This is a genomic window from Halorhodospira halochloris (genome assembly GCF_002356555.2).
In the GTDB taxonomy this organism is placed as follows: domain Bacteria; phylum Pseudomonadota; class Gammaproteobacteria; order Nitrococcales; family Halorhodospiraceae; genus Halorhodospira; species Halorhodospira halochloris.
Map to the genome: position 1 here is coordinate 1,352,910 of NZ_AP017372.2, position 23,424 is coordinate 1,376,333.

18 protein-coding genes and 1 riboswitch are annotated in these 23,424 nt (G+C 56.7%); of the genes, 9 read left to right on the plus strand and 9 right to left on the minus strand.

Going from position 1 to position 23,424, the window contains the following annotated elements; translation table 11 throughout:
* The first annotated feature begins 252 nt into the window (after nt 1–252).
* A complete protein-coding gene (locus tag HH1059_RS06290) occupies nt 253–2,910 on the plus strand; it encodes a WD40 repeat domain-containing protein (RefSeq protein ID WP_096409317.1) in 2,658 nt (885 codons plus the stop codon).
* A gap of 307 nt (nt 2,911–3,217) precedes the next feature.
* Here the strand turns inward: HH1059_RS06290 and thiC are convergent, their stop codons facing one another.
* Together thiC and gpmA are read right to left on the minus strand one after the other, a co-directional pair.
* Nucleotides 3,218–4,843 carry a phosphomethylpyrimidine synthase ThiC gene (gene thiC / locus HH1059_RS06295; RefSeq protein WP_096409318.1) on the minus strand — a complete coding sequence of 542 codons (1,626 nt, stop codon included), beginning with the start codon at nt 4,841–4,843 and terminating at the stop codon, nt 3,218–3,220.
* 99 nt (nt 4,844–4,942) lie between these two features.
* Nucleotides 4,943–5,044, minus strand: a riboswitch (TPP riboswitch).
* Nucleotides 5,045–5,133: 89 nt separating this feature from the next.
* Complete coding sequence (gene gpmA, locus HH1059_RS06300; RefSeq protein WP_476625137.1) at nt 5,134–5,820, minus strand: 2,3-diphosphoglycerate-dependent phosphoglycerate mutase; 687 nt, start codon at nt 5,818–5,820, stop codon at nt 5,134–5,136.
* 168 nt (nt 5,821–5,988) lie between these two features.
* On the opposite strand from gpmA, the gene HH1059_RS06305 reads away from it, so the two are divergent.
* The 5 genes from HH1059_RS06305 to HH1059_RS06325 are packed head-to-tail and all read left to right on the plus strand — an operon-like array spanning nt 5,989 to nt 9,363.
* On the plus strand, nt 5,989–6,456 hold the full coding sequence (locus HH1059_RS06305; RefSeq protein ID WP_096409321.1) for a CYTH domain-containing protein: 468 nt from the start codon (nt 5,989–5,991) through the stop codon (nt 6,454–6,456).
* A 4-nt stretch (nt 6,457–6,460) separates the two neighbouring features.
* Nucleotides 6,461–6,967 (plus strand): L,D-transpeptidase, encoded by a 507-nt coding sequence (locus HH1059_RS06310; protein ID WP_096409323.1) that lies wholly within the window; start codon nt 6,461–6,463, stop codon nt 6,965–6,967.
* 1 nt (nt 6,968) lies between these two features.
* Nucleotides 6,969–8,021 carry a beta-N-acetylhexosaminidase gene (nagZ, locus tag HH1059_RS06315; protein ID WP_231902050.1) on the plus strand — a complete coding sequence of 351 codons (1,053 nt, stop codon included), beginning with the start codon at nt 6,969–6,971 and terminating at the stop codon, nt 8,019–8,021.
* A gap of 36 nt (nt 8,022–8,057) precedes the next feature.
* Complete coding sequence (locus HH1059_RS06320; protein WP_096409326.1) at nt 8,058–8,600, plus strand: hypoxanthine-guanine phosphoribosyltransferase; 543 nt, start codon at nt 8,058–8,060, stop codon at nt 8,598–8,600.
* 19 nt (nt 8,601–8,619) lie between these two features.
* The gene (locus HH1059_RS06325) at nt 8,620–9,363 is read left to right on the plus strand and encodes an S-methyl-5'-thioinosine phosphorylase (protein WP_096409327.1); all 744 of its coding nucleotides are present in this window, start codon (nt 8,620–8,622) and stop codon (nt 9,361–9,363) included.
* Nucleotides 9,364–9,545: 182 nt separating this feature from the next.
* Here HH1059_RS06325 and HH1059_RS06330 read toward each other — a convergent pair whose 3' ends face one another.
* The 5 genes from HH1059_RS06330 to HH1059_RS06350 all read right to left on the minus strand — a co-directional run bounded on the left by HH1059_RS06330 (nt 9,546) and on the right by HH1059_RS06350 (nt 16,410).
* Entirely contained in the window at nt 9,546–10,376 is an 831-nt protein-coding gene (locus tag HH1059_RS06330; RefSeq protein WP_096409329.1) for a CsiV family protein, read from the minus strand.
* Nucleotides 10,373–13,855 carry a transcription-repair coupling factor gene (gene mfd / locus HH1059_RS06335; RefSeq protein WP_179948780.1) on the minus strand — a complete coding sequence of 1,161 codons (3,483 nt, stop codon included), beginning with the start codon at nt 13,853–13,855 and terminating at the stop codon, nt 10,373–10,375. The genes HH1059_RS06330 and mfd overlap by 4 nt, the downstream gene beginning before the upstream one ends.
* On the minus strand, nt 13,852–14,277 hold the full coding sequence (locus HH1059_RS06340) for a hypothetical protein (protein WP_096409332.1): 426 nt from the start codon (nt 14,275–14,277) through the stop codon (nt 13,852–13,854). The genes mfd and HH1059_RS06340 overlap by 4 nt, the downstream gene beginning before the upstream one ends.
* A 133-nt stretch (nt 14,278–14,410) precedes the next feature.
* Nucleotides 14,411–15,301, minus strand: a complete 891-nt coding sequence (locus tag HH1059_RS06345; protein WP_096409333.1) for a carbon-nitrogen hydrolase — start codon at nt 15,299–15,301, stop codon at nt 14,411–14,413.
* Nucleotides 15,298–16,410, minus strand: coding sequence for an agmatine deiminase family protein (locus HH1059_RS06350; RefSeq protein ID WP_096409335.1), 1,113 nt, complete (start codon nt 16,408–16,410; stop codon nt 15,298–15,300). Before HH1059_RS06350 ends, HH1059_RS06345 begins: the two co-directional genes overlap by 4 nt.
* Before the next feature lie 471 nt (nt 16,411–16,881).
* Here HH1059_RS06350 and HH1059_RS06355 point away from each other — a divergent pair, with 471 nt between their 5' ends.
* The 3 genes from HH1059_RS06355 (at nt 16,882) to HH1059_RS06365 (ending at nt 21,356) form a co-directional block, all read left to right on the plus strand.
* On the plus strand, nt 16,882–18,126 hold the full coding sequence (locus tag HH1059_RS06355; RefSeq protein ID WP_096409336.1) for a lipoprotein-releasing ABC transporter permease subunit: 1,245 nt from the start codon (nt 16,882–16,884) through the stop codon (nt 18,124–18,126).
* On the plus strand, nt 18,119–18,871 hold the full coding sequence (gene lolD, locus HH1059_RS06360; RefSeq protein ID WP_096409338.1) for a lipoprotein-releasing ABC transporter ATP-binding protein LolD: 753 nt from the start codon (nt 18,119–18,121) through the stop codon (nt 18,869–18,871). The genes HH1059_RS06355 and lolD overlap by 8 nt, the downstream gene beginning before the upstream one ends.
* 61 nt (nt 18,872–18,932) lie before the next feature.
* The gene (locus tag HH1059_RS06365; RefSeq protein ID WP_096409339.1) at nt 18,933–21,356 is read left to right on the plus strand and encodes a DNA internalization-related competence protein ComEC/Rec2; all 2,424 of its coding nucleotides are present in this window, start codon (nt 18,933–18,935) and stop codon (nt 21,354–21,356) included.
* A gap of 120 nt (nt 21,357–21,476) precedes the next feature.
* Here HH1059_RS06365 and HH1059_RS06370 read toward each other — a convergent pair whose 3' ends face one another.
* Together HH1059_RS06370 and HH1059_RS06375 are read right to left on the minus strand one after the other, a co-directional pair.
* Complete coding sequence (locus HH1059_RS06370) at nt 21,477–22,199, minus strand: hypothetical protein (protein ID WP_162549402.1); 723 nt, start codon at nt 22,197–22,199, stop codon at nt 21,477–21,479.
* Nucleotides 22,200–22,484: 285 nt separating this feature from the next.
* Nucleotides 22,485–23,351, minus strand: coding sequence for a patatin-like phospholipase family protein (locus tag HH1059_RS06375; RefSeq protein WP_231902051.1), 867 nt, complete (start codon nt 23,349–23,351; stop codon nt 22,485–22,487).
* Between the last annotated feature and the right edge of the window lie 73 nt (nt 23,352–23,424).

Genomic DNA, 23,424 nt, shown 5'->3' on the forward strand with positions numbered 1-23,424 from the left:
GCCTAAAAACCTTTTTTGTCTTTGGTATTCTAAGCTCCCAAGAGGAAGCACTTGCGGTGACAGTACGAGCCAAATTGTTGGCCTAACACATCGTTGAAAAATGGCCTAACTAGAGGTAGGGTTTTTCCCGAGGGGGTGGTACTTCATCTGTAAATCTTGGTTCCCAGCTCCTGTTAACCAGAAAGCACAGTCCTGCGCTAAGAAATTTGAAATCACAGCAGTAACAATACGAGTGAACCTCGGGGGGCAGCCATGGCAAATGAGGACTATTGGAGCACATGGTGGGCGGAGCCACCCCATAGCGATACTGTTAGGGATCTTGCGATTGGTCAGTGGGGATTTCTCTACAGTGCCAGCGACGACGGCACGGTAGCTGCCTTTGACCGTGAGACCGGCGAGCGCATCGGCACCTGGGACGAGGTGGATCTTGGTAGCCTCCGTGCCGTTTCCGTTACCTCGGACTATCACGTCTATATCGGTGGCACAGCTGGGACGCTGCTGCGGACCGGTAAGCCGGACGAGATAGTCGAGGGCGAGGATGATGCCGAGGGCCTGGACAACATTTCCACTGAGTTTGGTGATGGTAGCGGCATAAACGCCCTTGCCATCAACTACGAGAGTCCAGATCGACTCTTCGCAGTTGGCTATGACGGATATGTGCGGGCCTATAGCCCGAATCTGGAAAAGCAGCACTGGGAGAAACAGGTCCACGAGAGCGGCGAAGGCGGCGATGCCGGTCGCGGCGCAGTGGCAGTCGAGCTTGCCGAAGATGGTGAGACTCTCTTCAGCGCTGGCCATAACGGCGGCACTGTGCTAGCGCAGGATCCAGGCGACGGGGAGATCCTCTGGGAGGTCTCACTCGAAGATGAAGGTGCCGGCAAGTTAATGGACCTGGCGCTGGCCGGCGACAGGGTCGTGGCGGTTGGCGCGGAGGGCGGCATCTTCGAACTGGATGTTGATACTGGCGAGGTACTTCATACGCTGCTGGACGAAGATGATGAAATAGCGCCGATAGGGGCTATTGATGCTCACCCGGACCTGTCTAGTGGCGAGGGGTCTTTAGAACATTACACCACCTCCGAATCTGCGGTGCTCATCGAGGATCACGAGGAGAGTGTCTCCAGCTTTTGGGCGATGGGCGATGGGCATATTCAGCACATCGATGCCCCTCCAGAGTTGATTCCTGAGATCCTCGGAGCAGATCATCCAACCAATATTTATCACGTCAGCGACGAGGATGAGCTACGCGCGGCTTTAGCAGATGCGGATGGTCTCGCCGAGGATGCGCTTAAGATCTGGATTGATGGCGAGATAACGGTTTCCGAATCTCTTACTTATGATTTGGATGTTGACTTAAAAATTCAAGCAGTGGGATCCGAAGCGGCTCTGTTAGGCGATGGCAGTGGGCGACTTCTGGATGTCACTGGGGCTCCTGAGAAGGTCGAGATCGATGGTGTCGATCTTCGCGATGGCAGCGCCGATCATGGGGGAGGGGGCGCAATACGCGCTGGTAGCACGGGAGAGCTACACCTATATGGTCTGAATATTGAGAATAACGAGGCAATGTCCGGGTACGGCGGTGCCGTGCAGGCCCGCTCGGTGATAGCTGAGCAAGTCCATTTCAATGATAACGAGGCGGTGGCCGGCGGCGCTATCCACCAGAATGGTTGGAGCAACCAGAGCCTAGAGCTTCATGAGGTGGTATTTGAAGGAAATGAAGCTATTACCCGAGGTGGTGCTATAAAGACCAGGAGGGCCGACCTCAATTTCGAAAATGTCTTAGCCTATGCTGGAAACGATATCGGCAACGATGCTGGCATCGAAGGGGACTTCCTGTATGAGCGTCTCGCTGGTCATACTCATGGCGGCGATATCTCAGGAGATTCCCTAGGTGATGGTGCTAGGCAGGCCGAATATAAAAAAATACTCGATGTGTCTGATGGCAGCGATTTGATAGATGCTGATTACTGGGATCCGGAGAACATCGAGGTTCTCGATTTCCGCGGTGAGGAAAGCACCCTAACGGTGACTGTTGATCACTACAATAAGCTGTATTCGCTAGTCAGTGGTGAAAACGCCACTATTGAGCTGGGTGGTTACGATGGCGACCAGGTCGAAGTGGAAGTTGTCGCCGATGATCATACCTTGGATCTTGATAGCAATAATTTTATGATCCATGCCGATGATGTCAACCAGCTCGGTTGGGGTAACTTCGAAGGAGTTTCCGGGGACTCGGTACTCATGGACTGCAGCGAAAACCGCTCGCTGACGATCGACGGGTACAATGAAGATTGGGATGGCGTTTCAATACAGTCTCCTGATGAGACGATATTTTCATTAATAGTATCAACAGATGCTGTGCCATACGAAGGCGGCAGCAACACCACAGTACTTTTATTCAACGGCGATGATTCAGATATAGGCGCTCCAATAACCTTCGACTTTGGCGATCACTCTGAAGCTTTTGGACTTAGCCTTCTCGGTTATGAAGATGACGATAAATTCGAGGATATGATTGTTGAGGGGTTTGAGGAAAATGACTACAACAGCATCCTAGATTTAGCCAATTTAGTCTATCATAGCGATATCAATAGGGTAGATTCGGTAGGCACCGTAGAAGACGACGCAGGTCAAGACTGGCTTGTTCTGTATGAATCTCCTGACGGAAATGAATGGTTGGCGATTGCCCTTGAGGGCGATAAGCTTGACCTGACGAACGTTACCTATGGAGCCACTGAAGGTGACTTTTCCGGCGATATTGATGCTCTAGGAGAAATCGACATGTCCGCAGATGGCAAAGGGTCCCTAGTCGGAAACGTTAACTCTGGGAGTATTGAGCTGGTCGGAGTAGACTACGACAAGTTGACTGAGGATGACTTTTTCCTAGGTAACTATACTTATACTATCTGAGCCACTTCGTGCTTAATGAACTATTAGAATAAAGCAGTTGCTCCTTGGTGGCGTTCAGGTAGTAGCGTAGTTCCCAAATGTTCCCAGATGTGCTAATCCGAGATAGGAGGAATTCATGCAAATAGTGCGCACGATCTTACTAGTGCTAACTGCTGGCTGCATATTTCAGAGCAAACCTGCCACTGATTACACGCGAAAGCTGCCACCCGAGCAGCGCCGAGGAATCACCTGATTGATGTTTTATGCAGGATAACTACCTGATTCCCTCCACCCACACCCCACCACTACCCCTATCCATCACCAGACTTCACAACCTCTGACTAATCGCCATAGCGCAGAAGTTAGGCCCACACATGGAGCAGAATTCAGCCTCCTTGTGCGAATCCTTCGGCAGCGTCTCATCGTGATAATCCCGCGCCCGCTCTGGATCGAGCGATAGATTGAACTGATCCTCCCAGCGAAACTCATAGCGGGCCCGCGAGAGGGCGTCGTCGCGCATCCGGGCTGTCGGGTGGCCGCGGGCCAGATCGGCTGCATGGGCAGCGGCCTTATAGGTGACAATACCGGTGCGCACATCATCGGCATTGGGCAGGCCGAGGTGCTCCTTGGGGGTTACATAGCAGAGCATGGCAGTGCCGTGCCAGCCTATCTGCGCGGCACCTATGGCCGAGGTGATGTGATCATATCCTGGTGCGATATCGGTGACGATCGGCCCGAGGGTATAGAAGGGGGCCTCGCAGCAGTCGCGCTCCTGGATGCGCATGTTCTGCTCAATCTGATCCATGGGGATATGGCCAGGTCCCTCGATGATAACCTGCACGTTACGCTCCCAGGCCCGCTGAGTCAGTTCACCTAGAGTGCTGAGCTCAGCAAGTTGGGCGGCATCCGAGGCATCAGCCACCGAGCCGGGGCGCAGTCCATCGCCCAAAGATATGGTCACGTCGTATTTGGCGAGTATCTCGCATATCTCATCGAAGTGCTCATAGATAAAGCTCTCGCGATCGTGAAAGCTGCACCAGCGCGCGATTATCGAGCCGCCGCGCGAGACAATGCCGGTCAAACGAGCCCGCGCCAGATCGACATGTTCACGCAGTACCCCGGCGTGGATCGTAAAGTAATCGACCCCTTGCTCGGCCTGCTCGATAAGGGTGTCACGGAAAAGCTCCCAGGTTAGATTCTCGGGGCTGCCTGCCTTCTCCAGGGCCTGATAAATCGGCACTGTGCCGATAGGGACCGGCGAGTTGCGCAGCAAATAGCGCCGGGTTTCACTAATATCCTCGCCAGTGGATAAGTCCATTACCGTATCGGCGCCCCAGCGCACCGCCCGGATCAGCTTTTCCAGCTCATCGGGTATGCCTGAGCTCAGCGGGGAGTTGCCGATGTTGGCGTTGACCTTGACCTTCAGGTGACGGCCGATGGCCATCGGTTCCGTTTCCGGGTGATTGGGGTTGGCCGGCAGTACAGCCCTGCCGGCGGCTATCTCAGCGCGGACGAAGTCGGGTTCCAGGCCCTCGCGCAGGGCCACATACTCCATCTCCGGGGTAATTGTGCCGGCGCGGGCATAGCCCATTTGGGTCATGGCGCTCTGGCCGCGCTGGGCTATCCACGCCGCCCGGGTCGCCTTGATGCCGTTGATAGGATCATGCTCCGCCTGAGCATCGGTATACGGTCCACCGGTGTCATAGAGCTGGATGGGGGGATTGGGGCGCGGGCCATCGGGGGTTGCAGATGGACTGAGCACTACCTCGCGCGCAGCAACCTGCAGATCGGCGCGGCTGCCGGGTATATAGACCTTATGCGAGCCGGGAAAGGGGCCGGAGACTGCTTCAGCGCGTTGACGAAGTGCCTCTGCAAGCGGGCATGCCTGCTCATCCGCGGCGCCTTGACCGCCGCCTTCCTTCAATTCAGCCGGATCGGTAGTACTCTGTTGCATTTGGCTCCATCTCTTGGTGTCTTGGTGGTACTGGAGACGGAGCGGGAGGGACTGAAGGCACAGACTATAGTGTCAAACCGCTATGCCTACAGCTTGTTGAAGTAGCGCCTGGAAGCTCCCTCCGCCGGTACTAGCCGGGTCAGGTTCCAAGGGTCTGTCTCAGCCCTATAGTAATTTAATAGGGCACCCCCGCTTCCGTCTTCAGGTCTATTTGAACATATTAAAGCAATTATTGCACGTGCCTGACCCTAGAGAGCCCCGGGGCTATAAATGAGCACGGTTGAGATTGCTTAGAGGTCCTTTAGGTAGTAGCTCTTTTGCACCGAATGATCGCCATTCAGTTCATAGACCAGCGGCTCACCGGTAGGGATCTCGACTTGCATGATATTGTCGTCTGACATCCCATCGAGGTGCTTCACTAAGGCCCGCAGGCTGTTGCCGTGGGCGGCGATGAGGATGCACTCGTGCTTGCGCAGGGCTGGGGCGATTTCCCGATCCCAATAGGGGAGAACGCGCTCGAGGGTTAGCTTCAGCGACTCGGTTGCCGGCAGCTGATGCTGCTCGAGGTCGGCATAACGCGGATCGAAGCGTGGATGGTAGTCATCATCAGGATCGAGTGCCGGGGGCGGGGTGTCGTAGCTACGCCGCCAGATATGGACCTGTTCATCGCCGTATTTAGCTGCGGTCTCCGCCTTGTCTAGGCCGGTTAAACCACCATAATGGCGCTCGTTGAGCCGCCAACTCTTGATCTCCGGTATCCACATCCTATCGAGCTCTTCGAGCGATAGCCACAAGGTGCGGATAGCCCGCTTGAGCACTGAGGTAAAGGCGAGTTCTGGGGCAAGGCCGTGCTCGCGCATGGCGATACCGGCGTTGCGCGCTTCATGGACACCCTTCTCGGTAAGGTCGACATCGTGCCAACCGGTGAAGCGGTTCTGCAGATTCCACTCACTTTGGCCGTGGCGCAAAAGTATCAGTTTGGGCATGACAAAGCATCTCCGTTGCTGTGAGGATCACTCAGGCAAACCGTTTTTCATGGCGACACATTATGCCATATCATTCGCAAAATGCATTGCTGGCAAACCATTACTGATCGATGCAGCCCTTACCAGCTCCCCGCCGGGAGATTCGCAGGAGAGTTATAAATGGCTCAAGAAATAGAGCGTAAGTTTCTGTTAAAAAACGATGATTGGCGAAATTATGCCGATAGTGGTCAAGCTATGCGTCAAGGTTATCTGATAGGTGCCGAAAAGGCCTCTATAAGGGTGCGTACAGCGGGCGATAGAGCTTGGCTTAACATTAAGAGTGCTACTTTAGGCGTTGAGCGGCTTGAGTATGAGTACGAGATACCGCTGACGGATGCGGAGGAAATGCTCGAGAGTTTGTGCGAGCGGCCGCTGATTGAGAAGGTTCGCTACGAGGTCGCCTGGCACGGCGATGTATGGGAGATAGATGTCTTTGAGGGCGATAACGCCGGGCTGGTGGTTGCGGAGATAGAGCTTGAGGATCCGCAGCAGCAGTTTACGCTTCCTCCCTGGGTGGGCGAGGAGGTCTCCGACGATCCGAGATATTACAACGTCTGCCTGGTCAAGCACCCATTCAGTCAGTGGTGAAGTTTTGGCGCAATGGATAAACATCGAGCTGCGCTCTCAGCAGCTTACCCTGTGGCGTGATAGCGAGGCGGTTTTCACCCGCCCTGTCTCAACCGCAGCAGCGGGGGCTGGGGAACTTAACGGCAGTGGCGGCACGCCCCGTGGTTGGCACTACATACGGGCGAAGATTGGCGCGAACGCCCCGCGCGCAGCCGTCTTTCGCGGTCGTCGCGCTACCGGAGAGATTTGGACACCGCAGCTGGCGCGTCAGTATCCGCAGCGCGATTGGATCCTAAGCCGCATCCTCTGGCTCTGTGGCCTTGAGCCCGGTTTCAATCGGCTGGGGGATGTCGATACGATGCGCAGGTTTATTTACATACACGGTTGCCCGGATGATGAGCCGCTCGGTGTGGCCAATTCTCACGGTTGTGTGCGGATGGATAATGACTCGGTTATGGAGCTTTTTGATCTGGTGGACCCCGGGATCAAGGTCTGGATTGGCGAAGGGCAACCGTTGAATGAGGAGGATTGATTTGACGCTTGGCCCCCTACAGGTTGCCATCGATTCACAGCAGCTTACCGAGACCGAGCGAGAGATGCTTCTCAGCCCCGCGGTCGGGGGCGTGGTGTTGTTTGCGCGCAACTTTAACAATCCCCAGCAACTATCTGAGTTAACACATAAAATAAAATCCCTGCGCGATCCGCCGCTGCTGATAACTGTCGATCAGGAAGGGGGCAGAGTACAGAGGTTCAAGAACGGTTTTACGCTGCTTCCCGAGCCGGCGCGCTTGGGACGGATATACTTCTGGGAGCCGGGGTTGGCTATCCAGCTAGCGACTACGCTCGGTTGGCTGATGGCCGCGGAGTTGCGGGCATGTTCTGTCGATCTAAGCTTCGCCCCAGTGTTGGATCTAGATCGCGGTCTGAGCTCGGTGATTGGTGACCGCGCCTTTCACTCCCAGCCGCAAGCCGTTATCGCTCTTGCCCAGGCCTGGATTAAGGGTATGCGCCAAGCCGGTATGGCCGCTGTCGGCAAACATTTTCCTGGCCACGGCGCGGTCGAGGCCGATAGCCATGTTGCTATGCCGTACGATGGGCGCTCGCTCTCGGCCATTGCCAGCTCCGATTTAATCCCCTTTCAGCGCCTAGCGCTGGAGAGCCTACCGGCGATAATGGCCGCCCATGTCATTTATCCGCAAGTAGATGAGACCCCTGCAGGGTTCTCCTCGACCTGGATAGGCGATGTTCTGCGCCGGCGGATAGGTTTTCGCGGTGCGGTATTTAGCGACGATCTGGGCATGGTCGGGGCATCCGGCGTCGGCGATATCCGTGCTCGGGTAGACAGGGCTTTGCAGGCCGGCTGTGATGCTGCGCTGGTATGTGATCGCCAGCTCGCCGAGCAAGTGCTCAGCACCGATCCGCTACCGAGACACGCGGATGGCAAACTTTCATCCTTGCGTCTAGCGCGCCTATACGCAACCGATACTGGCGCTGACTTGGCGAGCCTAAAGGCCAGCGCGCAGTGGCAGCAAGCGAGCCGCGCACTGGACGCGGTGCCAGAAGTTTTTTACTCGCAGGCCTGTTAAGATACAACTTAGGTCTTGATTTAAAGGGAGAGAGTGATGCCTTGGGAAGATGTCCCGGAGCTCAAAGGAGCCGAGTTGATCTTCGATGCTGATGCGATAGAGCAGGCGTATGATCGTATCGCTGCACAGATAACTAGCCAATACTCGGATAAGCGCCCGCTTATTCTCAGTGTGATGATAGGGGGCATAATCCCTGCCGGACAAATCGTGCCCAGGCTCGACTTTCCTTTGGAGATGGACTATTTGCACGCCACTAGATACCGCAACGAGACCCGCGGCGGTGATCTGGTATGGCACGCCCTGCCTACAAGCAGCTTTGAGGATCGCGATATTATCGTAATCGATGATATTCTAGATGAGGGCTTTACCTTGGTTGGTATTATAGACGCCCTCAAGGCCGGCGGGGCCCGCTCGGTAGCAACTGCTGTGCTGGTCAATAAGATTCATGAGCGCAAACATGAAGGTATTAGCGCCGATTTCTTCGGGGTCGAGGCGCCTGACCGTTATCTGTTTGGCGCCGGCATGGATTGTAAGGGCTTAGGCCGTAATGCCCCAGGGATCTACGCTATAGACGTATAGTTGTGAAAGGAGATAGTGCATGAGCTTGGCGATCATAGGCGGAACCGGACTAACCTCGCTGGAAGGCTTGGAAATAACCCGTCGCGAGGTTGTCCGTACGCCCTATGGCGAACCATCAACACCCTTAATTCACGGCAGCTTTAAGGGCTACGACATAACCTTTTTGGCCCGTCACGGCTACAGCCACAACATCCCCCCACATCAGGTAAATTATCGCGCTAATATCTGGGCCCTGCGTCATGTCGGGGTGCAAAGGGTCCTAGCCGTGGCTGCGGTAGGCGGTATTAACGAGCAGTACGGTCCGGGTCGGATCGCGATCCCTGATCAGATCATCGACTATACCCACTCGCGGACGACCACATTCTTCGATGAGGACCTTTCCCAGGTTACCCATATAGACTTCACTTACCCCTATGATGATGAGCTGCGCTCCTGGTTGTTGAGGGCTGCTCAGGAGGCAGGTGTGGATGCAGTCGATGGGGGCACCTATGGGGCTACCCAGGGGCCGCGCCTCGAGACAGCCGCTGAGATTAAGCGCATGCGCCAGGATGGCTGTGATGTGGTCGGCATGACCGGAATGCCAGAGGCCGCGCTAGCGCGTGAGGCTGAGCTGCCCTATGCCCACTGCGCGGTGGTTGCTAACTGGGGTGCGGGTATGGAGAGTGGGCAGACGCTGTCTATGGATGATATTCGGGCAAACCTGACTCGCGGCATGGAATCCGTCAAAATGATCATCGGCTCGTTGGCCCCCAAAGTCTTGTAACCAGCGTTCAGCCTGGACAGCAGCTTCTCATCAGAGACCAAAACCCCTAGTTCACTTGTCTGTCCTTGGCGTGGGGGTAGTGGCGCCAGGAATGGCGCAATCTAGCCTCCGGGGATGGAATCACGGCGTTTTCCACACCGAGGGCAGGCAAGTGAACTAGGGGGAGAGTGTTGCGATTCCCGCTAAGGGGGACCATCAACCTCACGGACGACTATCAAAACACCTAAAGTAGGGTGATCTAAGTAGTGCAGATCGCCCTCACGCATCCTCCTGCTCTGGTGCATCACATGCAAAGGGGCGCGGAGCCACTCTTGCTCATCCACCTCCGCGCCTGATGCTGAGCGGTGCATGCGCAAATCGACTACGGCGTGAACAAAGCGCTCCTTGAACACGCGAATCAGGCCGTAGACCGGCTCTTGGGGTAGCGGCCGCTCGTTTTCTACAGCGATTAACTGCTGTTCGGGCTGTGGGTGCCAGTGGTAAGGGACGGGTACCGCTATTGAGCGTGCCTCGTTGAGTTTGGGCTGCGCCCAGGCCGCGTAGTAGAGCTGTTGATAATCACCCGAGCGGGCGATATTGGCCCACTCATCACCGAGTTGCCGGCTTTGCTCGGGCAGGCAAACGAATGTCGGCTGTTGCTCTTGCTCGCTATCCTCGTTTTCATCCTGCGCATCGTCTGGGGCAAAGTCGCCGACATCCTGGTCAGGGTCGATTGCAAGCTCACTGCCCAATGGGGTAGGTGAACCGAGGTGCTCACCCTCACAGCCGGCGGGGATTTGCCAGAGGGGGTAGTGGGGGTCTGCGGCCCGGGTTGGCCAGCGCTCAGCGTGACGTCCACCCCGCTCCCATTGGCGAAAGATCAAGACCTCGATTTCATGCCACTGCTCCTGTTCTTGCTCTTGCTCATCGGCGTTAGCATCACTATCAGCCCAGCTGACAGAGCTGAGCATGGCCATTGTTAGCAAACACCAGATTAGGGCATAAGGCAGCTGTGGTATGCCGCGTAATTTCACGCTGTCTCCTCCACGCAGGCTATGGCATCGAGAACCTGCTCAATTGCCGCGAAGCGTTCCTCTTCATCACCGAGAGAGGAGTGGATTAATAGCCGATGCTGACCTTCGAGCCGGTAAGTCTTGGGATTGTTCTGGACCAAGGAGACAAGGCGGGCTGCATCGATCCGCGGGTGGTTGGCAAACTGTACAGCACCACCTTTAGGGCCGGCCTCGATCTTGGCTATGCCGAGCTGCTCGGCGCGCTGCTTAAGGGCGGCAACGCGAAACAGGTTGCGGGCCGGTTGCGGGAGCAGTCCGAAGCGATCGATCATCTCTACCTGCAGCTCATCGAGCTCGGCTGTGCTTTTAGCGCTACTGATCCTTTTGTACTGGACCAGGCGGGTATGCACATCGGGTAGATAGTCCGCCGGCAACAGCGCTGGTAGGCGCAGATCGACCTCAACACCGCTTTCAAGCTCAGCCTCCGGCTCCGGCGTCTCCCCAGCCTTCATGTCCTTAACGGCACGCTCGAGTAGTTGACTATAGAGGGTAAAGCCGATCTCTTGGATTTGGCCGCTCTGCTCATCGCCGAGCAGCTCGCCGGCGCCGCGGATCTCGAGATCGTGGGAGGCGAGGGCGAAGCCGACACCGAGATCTTCATGCAGCGATATGGCCTCCAGGCGCTTGATGGCGTCACGGGTCATAACGTTCGGCGGTGGAGCGAGCAGGTAGGCGTAGGCACGATGGTGGGAGCGACCCACCCGGCCGCGCAGTTGATGCAGCTGTGCTAGGCCGAAGCGATCAGCGCGGTTAATGATGATGGTGTTGGCGGTAGGCACATCGATCCCGGATTCGATAATAGTCGAGCAGACCAGTATGTCATAGCGCTGATGGTAGAAATCCAGCATGACCTGTTCAAGCTCGCGCTCACGCATCTGGCCGTGGGCGACGCCGATACGCGCCTCAGGCATCAGGTTTTCCAGATCATGCGCTGCCCTGTTAATGGTTTTGACCTCATTGTAGAGGAAGTAGACCTGACCGCCGCGCTGCATCTCGCGCTGACAGGCCTCGCGGATTAGGCCGTCACTCCACTCCTGGACGAAGGTCTTAACTGCTAGGCGTCGCTCTGGCGGGGTCGCGATAATTGACAGATCACGGATTCCGGCCAGCGACATATTCAGTGTTCGCGGGATCGGGGTGGCGGTGAGGGTCAGCACATCGACTTCCGCGCGCAGCTGTTTGAGCTTCTCCTTTTGACTGACGCCGAATCGCTGCTCCTCATCGATTATGACCAGCCCCAAATTGTGGAAATTGATATCTTTGCCGAGCAGCTTGTGGGTACCGATGACAATATCAGATTGGCCCTCAGCAATACGCCGGAGGGCTTGTTCATTCCCCTTCTTGCCGGAAAAGCGCGACAGCGATTCGATGCGGATCGGCCAGTCGGCGAACCGATCGGTGAAGCTTTGGTAGTGCTGCTGCGCCAACAGGGTAGTAGGCACCAGCATGGCGACTTGACGACCGGCCTGGACGCCGGCGAAGGCGGCCCGCATGGCGACCTCGGTCTTGCCGAAGCCGACATCGCCGCAGACGACGCGATCCATCGGCTGGTCGCGGTGCATGTCGGCAAGGACTGCCTCGATTGCCGCCTGCTGATCAGGCGTCTCCTCAAAGGGGAAGCCCTCGGCGAAGGCCTCATAGGCCTGCTGATCGATCTGACAGCTGTGTCCGGAGCGCGATTGTCGCCGGGCATAGATCTCGAGCAACTCAGCAGCAACATCGCGCGCGCGCTTGGCCGCGCGCCGGCGCGCCTTATCCCACTGATCGCTGCCGAGTCGATGCTGTGGCGCTTCATCGGCATCTGCCCCTGTATAGCGGGAGATACGATCCAGCGAGGCAACCGGCACATAGAGTTTATCGCCGCCGGCGTATTCTAGGGTTACGAACTCGGTCGGTACGCCACCCATATCCAGGCTCTGCAGTCCGACATAGCGGCCAACGCCGTGGTCTTCGTGGACCACAGGGGCGCCCTCATGAAGATCAGACAAATCACGGATGACCGCAGCCGGATCGCTGGCCGTGGAGCTACGTCGCCGCCGACTCTGCCGGGCCCGCTCGCCGTATAGGGCGCTCTCCGGTACCAGGGCGATTTGGTCATTAATGATTGCCCCACGCTCCAGAGGCGCTACACAGATGGCGTCAGCGGTCTGCTCAGCGTCAGCTGACTGCTCAGCGCTGAACAGGTCAGCCCAGCTCTCTACGCTGGTGAGATCGATACCGAGGCGCTGCAATCGCTCGTATAAGCCCTGACGGCGCCCGGCGCTCTCGGCAGTAAACAGGACCTGGACACCGCTGCGGTGCTGTTCTTCAAGGAATTGCTCGAGTCTTGCCAAAGGCCGCTCGGCCTGAGCTTGAGAGGAGAGATTAGGCAGAGCGCTGACGGCTGCCTCACTGCCCCGACCAGGTTCGCTGTGCAGGACTATTTGGGGGTGGCGATTGAGCCCGCTGCGCAGTTCGTCAGGGTCGGTAAACAGGTGCCGAGGGGACAGGGGCGGACGCTCAATGTCGCCCTGGCGCTGCTCGAAGCGCTCACCAATCTGCCGCCAAAAGCTCTCGGCTGCTTGATCAATCCCTTCAAGGCGGATGGCAAGGCTGTCTGCCGGCAGGTAATCGAACATAGTCGCGGTATGCTCAAAAAACAGCGGCAGGTAGTACTCGATGCCGCCAGGGATGCGCCCCTCGCTGATTGTCCGATATACCAGACTGCGGTTTGGATCGCCTTCGAAAGTGGCGCGGAAGGCCTGGCGGAAAAAGGTAATGCCACTCTCATCCAGCGGCATCTCACGGGCTGGGAGCAGGTCTATTGAATCTACCTTGGCTTCAGTGCGCTGGGTCTCTGGGTCAAAAGAGCGTATGCTCTCTACCTCATCATCAAACAGGTCAATTCGATAAGGCCTCTCGCCGCCCATCGGGAAGAGGTCGAGCAGGGCGCCGCGAACCGCATACTCGCCGTGTTCATTAACCTCGGGTACGCACCTATAGCCGCCGGCGTCGAGGCGCATGCGCATTGCTTCAAGGTCTAATCGGTCCCCGACCTTGAGGAATAGAGTGCGCCCCTCGACCCAGCCGCGCGGCGGTAGCCGGTGCATCATGGTCGGCGCGGGTATGACCAGCACACCGGTGCTCAGCTGCGGCATGCGGTAAAGTGCTGCCAGCCGCTCAGAGATTATGTCCTGATGTGGCGAGAAGACGTCGTAGGGCAGTGTCTCCCAGTCCGGGAAACCGAGCACTGGGGCCCGCCCGGCCAGAAAGAAGCTTATTGCCTCTTGCAAGGCGGCAGCCTGTTGGGGTGTTCCGGCAACCACCAGGGTCGGGCTCTGGCGCTCAACTGCTAGCTCAGCTATGGCCAGGGCCTGGCTATCACCCACCAGCCCAGACCAATCGCGGCGCTCTGCCGAGCGCCGCGGTCGGGGTAAATCAGCGAAAAATCGTTTGCTCAACTGTTCCGTTTCCACCCAAGAAAGAATGAACCAGGTTCGGCAATCTGCTCTTTGCGGCTAAGCTGGCCAAGGCCGTACACGCAGCGCATGATGACCCAGGCCAGCACCAAGGCATGCAACATGTAACCAAAGGTATGGGAGGCGGGATATACCAGCAGGGCTATACCGCCGCCGACGATAGCCACCCAGAAGGTGACTACCTGGTACTGGAAGTGGGTCTTAACCCAGTACTCTGCAGAGCTGTTGAATATGCCATGGTAGGCCAGCCCGACGCCTATTGCGGGCAAGGCCAGCAGGATTATTAACCCCGGATGGAGGATCGTTGATAGGGCAATAAGGTAGAGGATGTACGTGGTTGTGGCCACATATTCACCCTTTCCGGAGGTTTGCTGTGACTGTTTGTTGCTCTGTTCTTTATCCACGGCGCACTCACTTCTTTGCCGGCTTTATGTCCCTATTATGGTAGCCAGCATAGAGCGTCGATACCAGAGGTTAAGAGGTGAGTATTGCAAAAACCTCTTGAGCCATCTTAGGGCGCCGTTTTATAGGGCCACTCTAATCGAGGTAGCGACGCGTCAAGCCGGCATAGGCGTCAATGCGTCTATCGCGCAAAAAGGGCCACATGCGCCGTACATCCTCGCTGCGCCGACGATCAATAGTGGCGATGAGCACCTGCTCGTTTGTGCCGGCCTGGGCTAGAATCTCCCCTTGGGGACCGCAGATAAAGCTATTGCCCCAAAACGCAGTATCTGCCTCTGTACCGATGCGGTTGCAGGCGGCCAGCGGCAGAGCGTTGGCTATCGCATGGCTGCGTTGGATCGTCTGCCAGGCCTCGAGTTGACGGCTTTGTTCGGCGGTACTCTCATCCGCAGCAAAGCCAATAGCGGTCGGGTAGAGGAGGATTTCAGCTCCGCCCAAGGCCATCAGGCGGGCCGCCTCGGGGAACCACTGATCCCAGCAGACCAGTACCCCAAGACAGCCGAGACTGGTTTGTATTGGGACAAAGCCCTCATCCCCGGGGGTGAAATAGAACTTTTCGTAATAACCGGGGTCATCGGGGATATGCATCTTGCGATAGCGCCCGGCGATGCTGCCATCACGCTCCAGGACTACGGCGCTATTGTGGTATAGCCCCACAGCGCGGCGTTCGAACAAAGAGCCGACAATAACCACGTTGAACTCAGCGGCCGCCTTGCTAAGACGGTCAGTGGTTGGCCCTGGGATCGGCTCTGCTCGATCGAAATGGGCTGGGTGTTCCTCGTGGCAAGGATAGATGCCGCCATGCAGTTCCTGGAGCAGCACTAGATCAGCGCCCTGAGCAGCGGCGCTGGCTATGCCTTGGAGAGTCTTATCAATGTTCTCCTGGTAATCGTCACTGCAGCTGTGCTGAACCAGGCCAAGATTTAGTGTCGCTGGCGATGTGTCGCTGGGAAGATCTCTGTTCAGGATAAACTCCCGACTTTCTCTGCGTTTGCTTGGGGTGAGCCGCAGGCCACATAAACCCCGCGGGGCAACTGCATGGTAGCGCAGTGGATGCTACCGCCTTGGCGGATGAGTGGCTTTGCCGGCACGCTTAATACCTGACGGTCTGGGCGGGCGGCGGCGAGCCGCTCGACGGCGATGCTATCCGCTCGATCGGCATAGCCAGGCACAAGCAAGCCGCCGTTGACGAAGGTGAAGTTGGCGTAGGTGGCCGGCAACCTGTGGCCTTGCTCATCGTAGATAGGTGCGGGCATGGGCAGTTCGATGAGACTGTATGGCTCACCGTTCATGGTCAAGGTCTGCTGCAGCGTTTCGCGCATGCGCTGGAGTGGTTCGTAGTGAGGGTCCTGGGGGTCTTCGCAGACGACGTGGGCTATCGTTTCGTTATCGATAAAGCGGGCGAGCATATCGACATGGCCGTCAGTATCATCACCGGCCAACCAGCCATCATCGAGCCATATAACCCGGTGACCACCCAGTCTTTTGGTCAGCTTGGCCTCAACCTGCTCGCGCGAGGCCTCCCCGTTGCGGTTGGGGTTGAGCAGGCAGCTGCTGGTAGTGAGCAGCGTCCCGGCGCCATCGCAGTCGATGCTGCCGCCTTCAAGAACCCATTCAATGCGCCGATAGGTCTGCGCGCCTATGACCCCTTGTTCGGTAAGGGTACGCACAATGCGATCATCGGCGTCGCTGGCGTGACGACCACCCCAGCCGTTGAAATGGAAATCGAGTAGTTGAGCTGTGCCATCGGGGTTAATGGTCGTCAACGGCCCGTGATCACGCGCCCAAACGTCGTTGGATCTGGCCTCGACGAGAACCAACTGCTGTGGATCGACACCCGCACCAAGGAGGCGATCGTTGACCCTAGCCAGGGTGTGCTGATCGTTACAGACCACGATGAGCGGCTCGAACTGCGCTGCACTAACTGCTAGGCGTTCGAAACAGTCCTCAACCTCGGGTAGGTCTTTGCCCCAGTCACTGTTGGCGTGTGGCCAAGTAAGCATCAGGGCCGCGTGCGGTTCCCATTCAGCTGGCAGACGGGGGATTTGAAGCTCAGGGCGAAGTAATGCAGACATACTGTATTCAATTCAGTCCCGACGGCGGGCTTGATTAACTATACTGCATGATCACCATAAGAAAAACCCCGAACCTGGTTACTGGTTCAGGTCGAGGTGTGGTCTCTTGTCACAATTTTCAGGGAATTTTCAGGGGGACAGGCACTTTACTAGCCTCTTAGTTTTTCAAGGGCGCTTCTAAAAGCTGCACAATTGAGCCTAGCTGCCTAGCTGCCTAGCTGCCTAGGGTGGCCTCTAAAAACTTCGCCGGCGCCACCATCCGCCCCGGTGTGGAGGTCTTGGCGCCAGGGATGGCGCCATGAAGCCTCCACGGATGGATTCACGGCGTCCTCCACACATAGGCAGCTAGGCTCAATTGTGCAGCTTTTAGAAGCGAGTGCCCTTAGCCATTCAGAGCCCGGCCAACTGTGTTACACTGCCCCATCTTCGGTAAGATCTAGACTCGCACACTTTATTCAGGAGCGGCTGCGCTTGTTTCGCCCCGTCGAATTATTCATAGGACTACGTTATACGCGTGCGCGCCGGCGCACCCATTTCGTCTCCTTCATAACCTTTACTTCCATGATCGGCATCGCCCTCGGGGTGGCCGCACTAATAACCGTAATCTCGGTGATGAACGGCTTTGAGCGGGAGCTGCGCGAGCGCATTTTGGGCATGATCTCGCATGCCGAGATCCATGGTGAACGCGGCGAGATAGACGACTGGCGTGATGTGGTTGAGCGTGCTCAGGGACATCCGCGGGTACTCGGTGCCGCGCCGTTCATTGATGGCGAGGTAATGGTAACTCGCGGGGGCAATGTCAGCGGTACGATACTGCGCGGGGTAGATCCGCAGCTTGAGCCTGAAGTCTCACAGGTGCTCAATAAGCTAGTGGCCGGCGAGGGCAAGCTTGAACCGGGAGATTACGGCATTGTTCTGGGATCGGCGTTGGCCCGTGAACTGCGTGCCCAGGTGGGAGATCGGATTACGGTTATCACCCCTGAAGCACGGGTCTCTGTAGCGGGGGTGACGCCGCGCATGCGCCGCTTCACGGTTACCGGCATCTTCGAAGTGGGGATGCATGAGTACGATCGCACTCTGTCCCTGGCACATCTTGAGGATGTGGCGCGGATCAAGCAGATGGGCGATAAGGCCGGCGGGATCAGGCTTAAGCTTGACGATATGATGGCCGCCCCATGGCTAGCTCAGGATGTTGCTCACGCCTTACCGGGGTACTATCGGGTTATCGATTGGACGCGCCAGCATGCCAATTTCTTCCGTGCAGTGCAGACCGAAAAGACGGTCATGTTCGTGATACTTGCTTTAATAGTAGCGGTTGCCGCGTTCAACATCGTCTCGACCCTAGTCATGGTAGTCAGGGATAAGCAGGCCGACATCGCCATTCTGCGAACCTTGGGGCTGAGTCCGCGCAGCGTTATGGCGGTCTTTATAGTCCAGGGTGCGATAATTGGCGTAGTTGGAACAGCGTTAGGCGTGGCAGGTGGAGTAGCTTTGGCCCTGAATGTGGAGAATATTGTTCCGGCGGTAGAGAGCTTGCTCAATTTCGAGTTCCTGCCCGCCGATGTCTACTACATTAGCGATTTGCCCTCCGAGCTGCGCGGGGCCGATGTCGGCAGGATTACTGCCCTGGCTGCAGTGCTCTCCTTGCTGGCGACGATATACCCGGCATGGCGTGCTGCACGTACCGAACCGGCGGAGGCGCTGCGCTATGAGTGAGCCGCTTGTTGATCAGCCAGATGGGCCGGATGGGCAAGATGGGCAAGATGCGCTAAATGCTAAACAGTCGGCGCACAATCCGGTGATTGATTGCCAGGGCGTTGCTAAGCGCTTTAGTGAGGGGCCGCAGGAGCTAGAGGTGCTGCGGCGTATCGATTTACGCGTCGAGCGTGCCGAGCAGCTGGCAGTTGTCGGCCCCTCGGGATCTGGCAAGAGCACCCTGTTGCATATCCTCGGCGGGCTCGATGAGCCAAGCTCCGGTACTGTGCAGATCGCCGGAGAGTCGATCTATAAGCTTGGCCAAGCTGCACGGGGGCGGCTGCGCAATCGTGAGCTGGGTTTTGTCTACCAGTTCCACCACTTGCTACCGGAGTTCTCGGCGCTGGAGAATGTCGCTATGCCGCTGCTAATCCGGCGCACCCCGCCATCTCAAAGTCGTCAGGCGGCGGCCGAACTACTCGAGCGAATAGGCTTAGGAGAGCGCCTTGAGCACCGCCCTGCCGAACTATCGGGAGGCGAGCGGCAGCGAGTGGCGATTGCCCGGGCGGCAGTAACCCGGCCGAGCTGTATCCTCGCCGATGAGCCGACGGGTAATCTTGATCGGCAGACGGCGGTGAATGTCTTTGAGCTCCTCCAACAGCTTAACAGTGAGCTCGGTACGGCTTTGATCTTTGTGACCCACGATATCGACCTAGCGCAGCGGACCCAGCGGGTGCTGCGGATAGAGGATGGCGAGCTAAAATAGAACCCTGACCCTAAAATAAGCCACAACAAGTTAATTACTCCTCAACCAAGGATGGTTGCCTATGCGGGCCGGACTGCTCGCTTTTTGCCTGGCGGTAATCGCCACCACCCAGCTGCTCACCGCTACGCTTAGCAGTCTCGTTATTGTTGTACTGCTAGTCCTTTGCCTGGTCAGCTACCCGCTGTTACCGCGCGGCTGGCGATGGCCGTTGGCCGCTGTATTGGGGCTGGTTTGGGCCAGCTATAACGCCCAGTCGCTTATTGAGCAGCAGCTGCCCGTCGAAGCAGGCCAGACAGATGCCTACCTTGAGTTGTTTATTACCGGTGTCCCGGAGCAGGGCAGTAACTACACCCTTTTTCACGCCCGCGTTAACAAAGTAATAGAGGGAGAGGTAGGCCCTGACTTAGGTGGGCTCCTGCGCCTGCGTTGGTATTCCCGTGGTGCTGCTGAGCAAGCCGCTTTTCCTGGAGCGACTCAAAAGCACCAGGCCACCCACCTCGAGGCTGGGCAGACCTGGCGCTTGCGGTTGCGGTTACGGCCGCCGGATGGCTTTCTCAATCCGGCCGGATTCGACTATCAACGCTGGCTGTTTGTGCGCCAAATCACTGCTACTGGCCATGTCCGCACTAGCACCGATAATCGCTTAATAGAAGCCCGGCCTACTATCCACACCTGGCGTACCAGGATTGCTCAGTCGATGGCTGAGAACCTGCCCGCATCGGCGCAACTGGGTCTGGTGCAGGGGCTGGGGGTAGCGGTACGCGAGGGTATCAGTGACGAGCATTGGCAAATACTCTCCCATACCGGAACGGCCCACCTGCTAGCCATATCCGGCATGCACATCGGCATGGTAGCAGCTACCTTTGGTTGGTTGTTTGCAACATGCTGGCGCTGTATCCCGCCTCTGGTCAGGCGAGTGCCGGCGCTTATAGCCGGAACTTTGGCCGGGGTAAGTGCAGCAGCAGGTTACGCTGCTTTGGCCGGATTTACCCTGCCGACCCAGCGCGCCCTGGTGATGGTCTGCGTCTTCGCCTTGGCATTGGTTATGCGCCGCTCCCTGCAGCCTTGGCATAGCTTCATCCTAGCGGCGGCAGCAGTGCTCATTATCGATCCTTGGGCGCCGCTGGGTGCTGGCTTTTGGCTCTCTTTCGGGGCAGTGGCGGTAATCCTCCTTGCAACCCAGGGGCGGCTTCTGGGCAATGGATTATGGCCATGGCTAAGGCTACAAGGTGTAGTAGGGATTGCCCTGCTACCGGCGACAGCTCTGTGGTTTAATCACTTGCCCTGGTTATCGCCGGTAGCGAACTGGATAGCGGTGCCATGGGTTAGTTTTGCCGTCGTACCATTGGTGCTTATCGGCGTTGTGTTACTGCCACTAAGCGATCCCTTAGCCGGTTTGGTTTGGCAAGCAGCTGATATCTCGCTGGCCGGGTTGATGGCGGTGCTGGGCACGCTGGAGGCGCAGTTGGGCAGTTATACGATCTCCGCCGCGCCACGGTATTTTATAGTTCTTGCCAGCGTTGGGGTGCTATATCTACTCGCACCCCGCGGCCTGCCTGGGCGGTGGCTTGCCTTGCCGCTGATGTTCAGCCTCTTGCTGATTCCGGCCAATACCCAGAAACAACAAACTACTGCAGTCATGTTCGATACCGGCGGGGCGATGGCCTTTATTGTCCATGCCGGTGGGGAGGCAGTCGTCTATGGCCTCGGGCCAGGGGGTGGGCTAGATGGGGTGAGTGTTGCACTAGAGCCTTATGTTGAACAGCATGGGTTGCGGATCAGCGCTTGGATAGTACCCCGCGAGGGGGATCTATGGTCAGGTGCATTGGGCCGGGCGCAGCGCACCTGGCAACAGGTTACGTGGATCGACAACCCCTACGATTGCGCCAATTGGCGTACCGAACTGGGCAGTCTAAGCCTCGCTACCCGAGTCACCGAGCAGGGATGTTCGTTACGCCTCACAGGGGAGGCAGGCGTAGTAAACGTAACGCCGCATCTCCCATTGGGAACCTCTAAAAACCTCCCTGGAACCATCATCTGCCCCGGTGCGGAGGATGCCGTGAATCCGTCCTTGGAGGCTTCATTGCGCCATCCCCGGCGCCAAGACCCCCACATCGGGGCAAATGATTGCTCCAGGGAGGTTTTTAGAGGCGCCTCATTAGAGGTGTCAAAGTTAGATAGTGATCAGCTTCTAGATAGTGTCAATGACAAGTCTAGCAAGTCCTTATACCCTCAATATCTAATCGGTTTGCGGGACTGCACCGATGATTATGAAGGTGAAGACGTTAATCCAGTTGCTGGCGGGGGCTGCGATTTGGCCTTAGCCAGGCTGAGCAACTTGGATGGCGAGCTGGAGGAGATAGCATCGACATCTAGAGATGGGGCTATAACATTTTATCCGGAGGAGGGGTATTTACAGCCACAGACCGAGGTTGAGAGGCGCGGTAGGGTATTTCATCGTCAGAGCCGGGAGGGCAGAGAGTGACAGGCAAACCAAACCAGCCGCTTCGGGGAGAGATTTAAGAGGCGCCCTTCGGGAACCCTGTATTTGCTTATCAAGGGAGCTTTTGCAAGCTCCCTTGGATAGTTATGAATCTATTCTTGCTCACTGCCTAACCAGCTGCATCCGTTCCCTGCAATCTGTGGTGTTTAACCGATAAGCCGAACCCTTGCGGCATAGCAGCAAATTGTTATCGTCATTGGATAGCTCGAAGGTGTAGTTGTTTGTCATCGAGAGGAAAAGGTCTGATGTTCCCGTTGCCTGTTTGGCCGCTGCGCTTGCTGCTGCACCTGCAGCCAGGCTAGCTAGGCCGCCTCCGCCGCCCGCTGCGATGTCTCCAGCGGCTTTAGCTGCTTCGAAACGGGTCATCTCCCAGCCGTAAAACCCTTCAAAGTTATTGCCGCTCCCCGAAATCAACAACTCATGGTCTTCATCGCCGTCCACAAGAATTGACTGACCATCGCTGTTTACACGCCAATTGCTGGTGATAACTATTTTGTAATCAGTTACATCAATACCCGGGAACTCTTTGCGCCAGTCGGTAAGTTTCTCTTCGAGCAGTTCATCGCGTATCTGGAATGTCCACTCAACATTTCTGGTTGAGAAATCGTAGGTTACCGAAGCACGGTCAAAGGTCGAACTGAACAGATCCTCATCTTCTGTTTGGTAGGATTCGGCCACCCAGGTTCCGGTAAGTTTTTCTGTAACACTCTGAAACTCCGGTGTATCTTCAATCATATACTGATTTTTGCTGCATCCGCTAGCCAATGCTAGGACAGAGGCACAAACAATAGCTGTAGCAGGCACCGCTAAAGATCTAATTTTCATGGCTTGTTACCTAAGTTAATACAGCAGTACAGAACGAAACGACAGGAGCTTGAGTGAGCTTCAAAAATTTACCGTTTGAACTGCGCATCCTTGTTGTGGATTACGTCCTAAATCCCTAACGGGGTGCCTCCATGGCGCAATCCCGTACAACATGACATCCACAACGCTGCTGCGTGGCTCGCAAAGTGAGCTTAAGAAACTCTCTATGGGCGCCGTCACCATGTATTATATAACAATTCACACCGAAAATAGTTTTTTTTGAGGCGGATTGTGTCGCGCACTAGGTCAGATGACTTTTTGCAGTTCCTCTTTAAGTCGATCGGCCTGCGGCTGCCCTTGCTCGAGAATGTCGTGGAACCTATGGAAGTCCATTACATTGATGCCGCTGATTTCGGGGCTAACCAGAAAATCCGGCTCTTCTCGGCGCATTTTCTCCTGTAAGATCGAGTACTGCATGACCTGGAATGTATTGAAGATATTCTCCAGGTAGGTTGGGTTCTTAGCGTCCTTATCGTCTTCCTGCTTGCGGGTACCCAGCACGTTAACCGCAATAATCAGATCGCAATCCTCGGTTAAAAGGTCATAGGGCACTGGGTTAGTTAGACCACCGTCGATCAACGTCCGACCTTGGTGCTTGACCGGGCTGAACAGGCTCGGCATGGCCATGCTTGCCTGAACAGCAGGCCAGATCTCGCCGCTATCAAAGACGACCATCTCTCGCTTCCAGTAGTCGGTGGCGACAACCTGAAGTGGGATCTCAAGTTCAGAAAACTTATCCACGCCGCTGATCTTGTTTAGATAGTCGACAAAGGCGTCAGACTCAACTAGTCCACCCTGACGTGTAGAAGGTTGAATAAACCCCAGCCATTGCCGCCAATCGCCACTTAATAGGTTCTGGAACAGGTTCTCGTCTTGAGCGGCGATAAGCTTCTCAAGCTCTTGGCGGATCTTTCCAGCCGCCATGCCTGAGGCGTACAGGGAGCCCATTATGGCACCAATACTGCAACCGCTTATACGGTGCGGACGCAGGGATAACTCCTCGAGCACTTCAAATATGAGCAGGTGGGAGAGTCCTCGGGCCCCGCCGCTACCCAATGCCAGGCCTATTCGTGGTTGACCGTTGTCGGCCTGGGCAGCTGGGCTGGTGATCATTATGTTCAATCCTCCTAGCATGGACAGTAAGGTCGAAGCGGCGCCCGCCTTGATGAGCCGGCGCCGTCCCGGC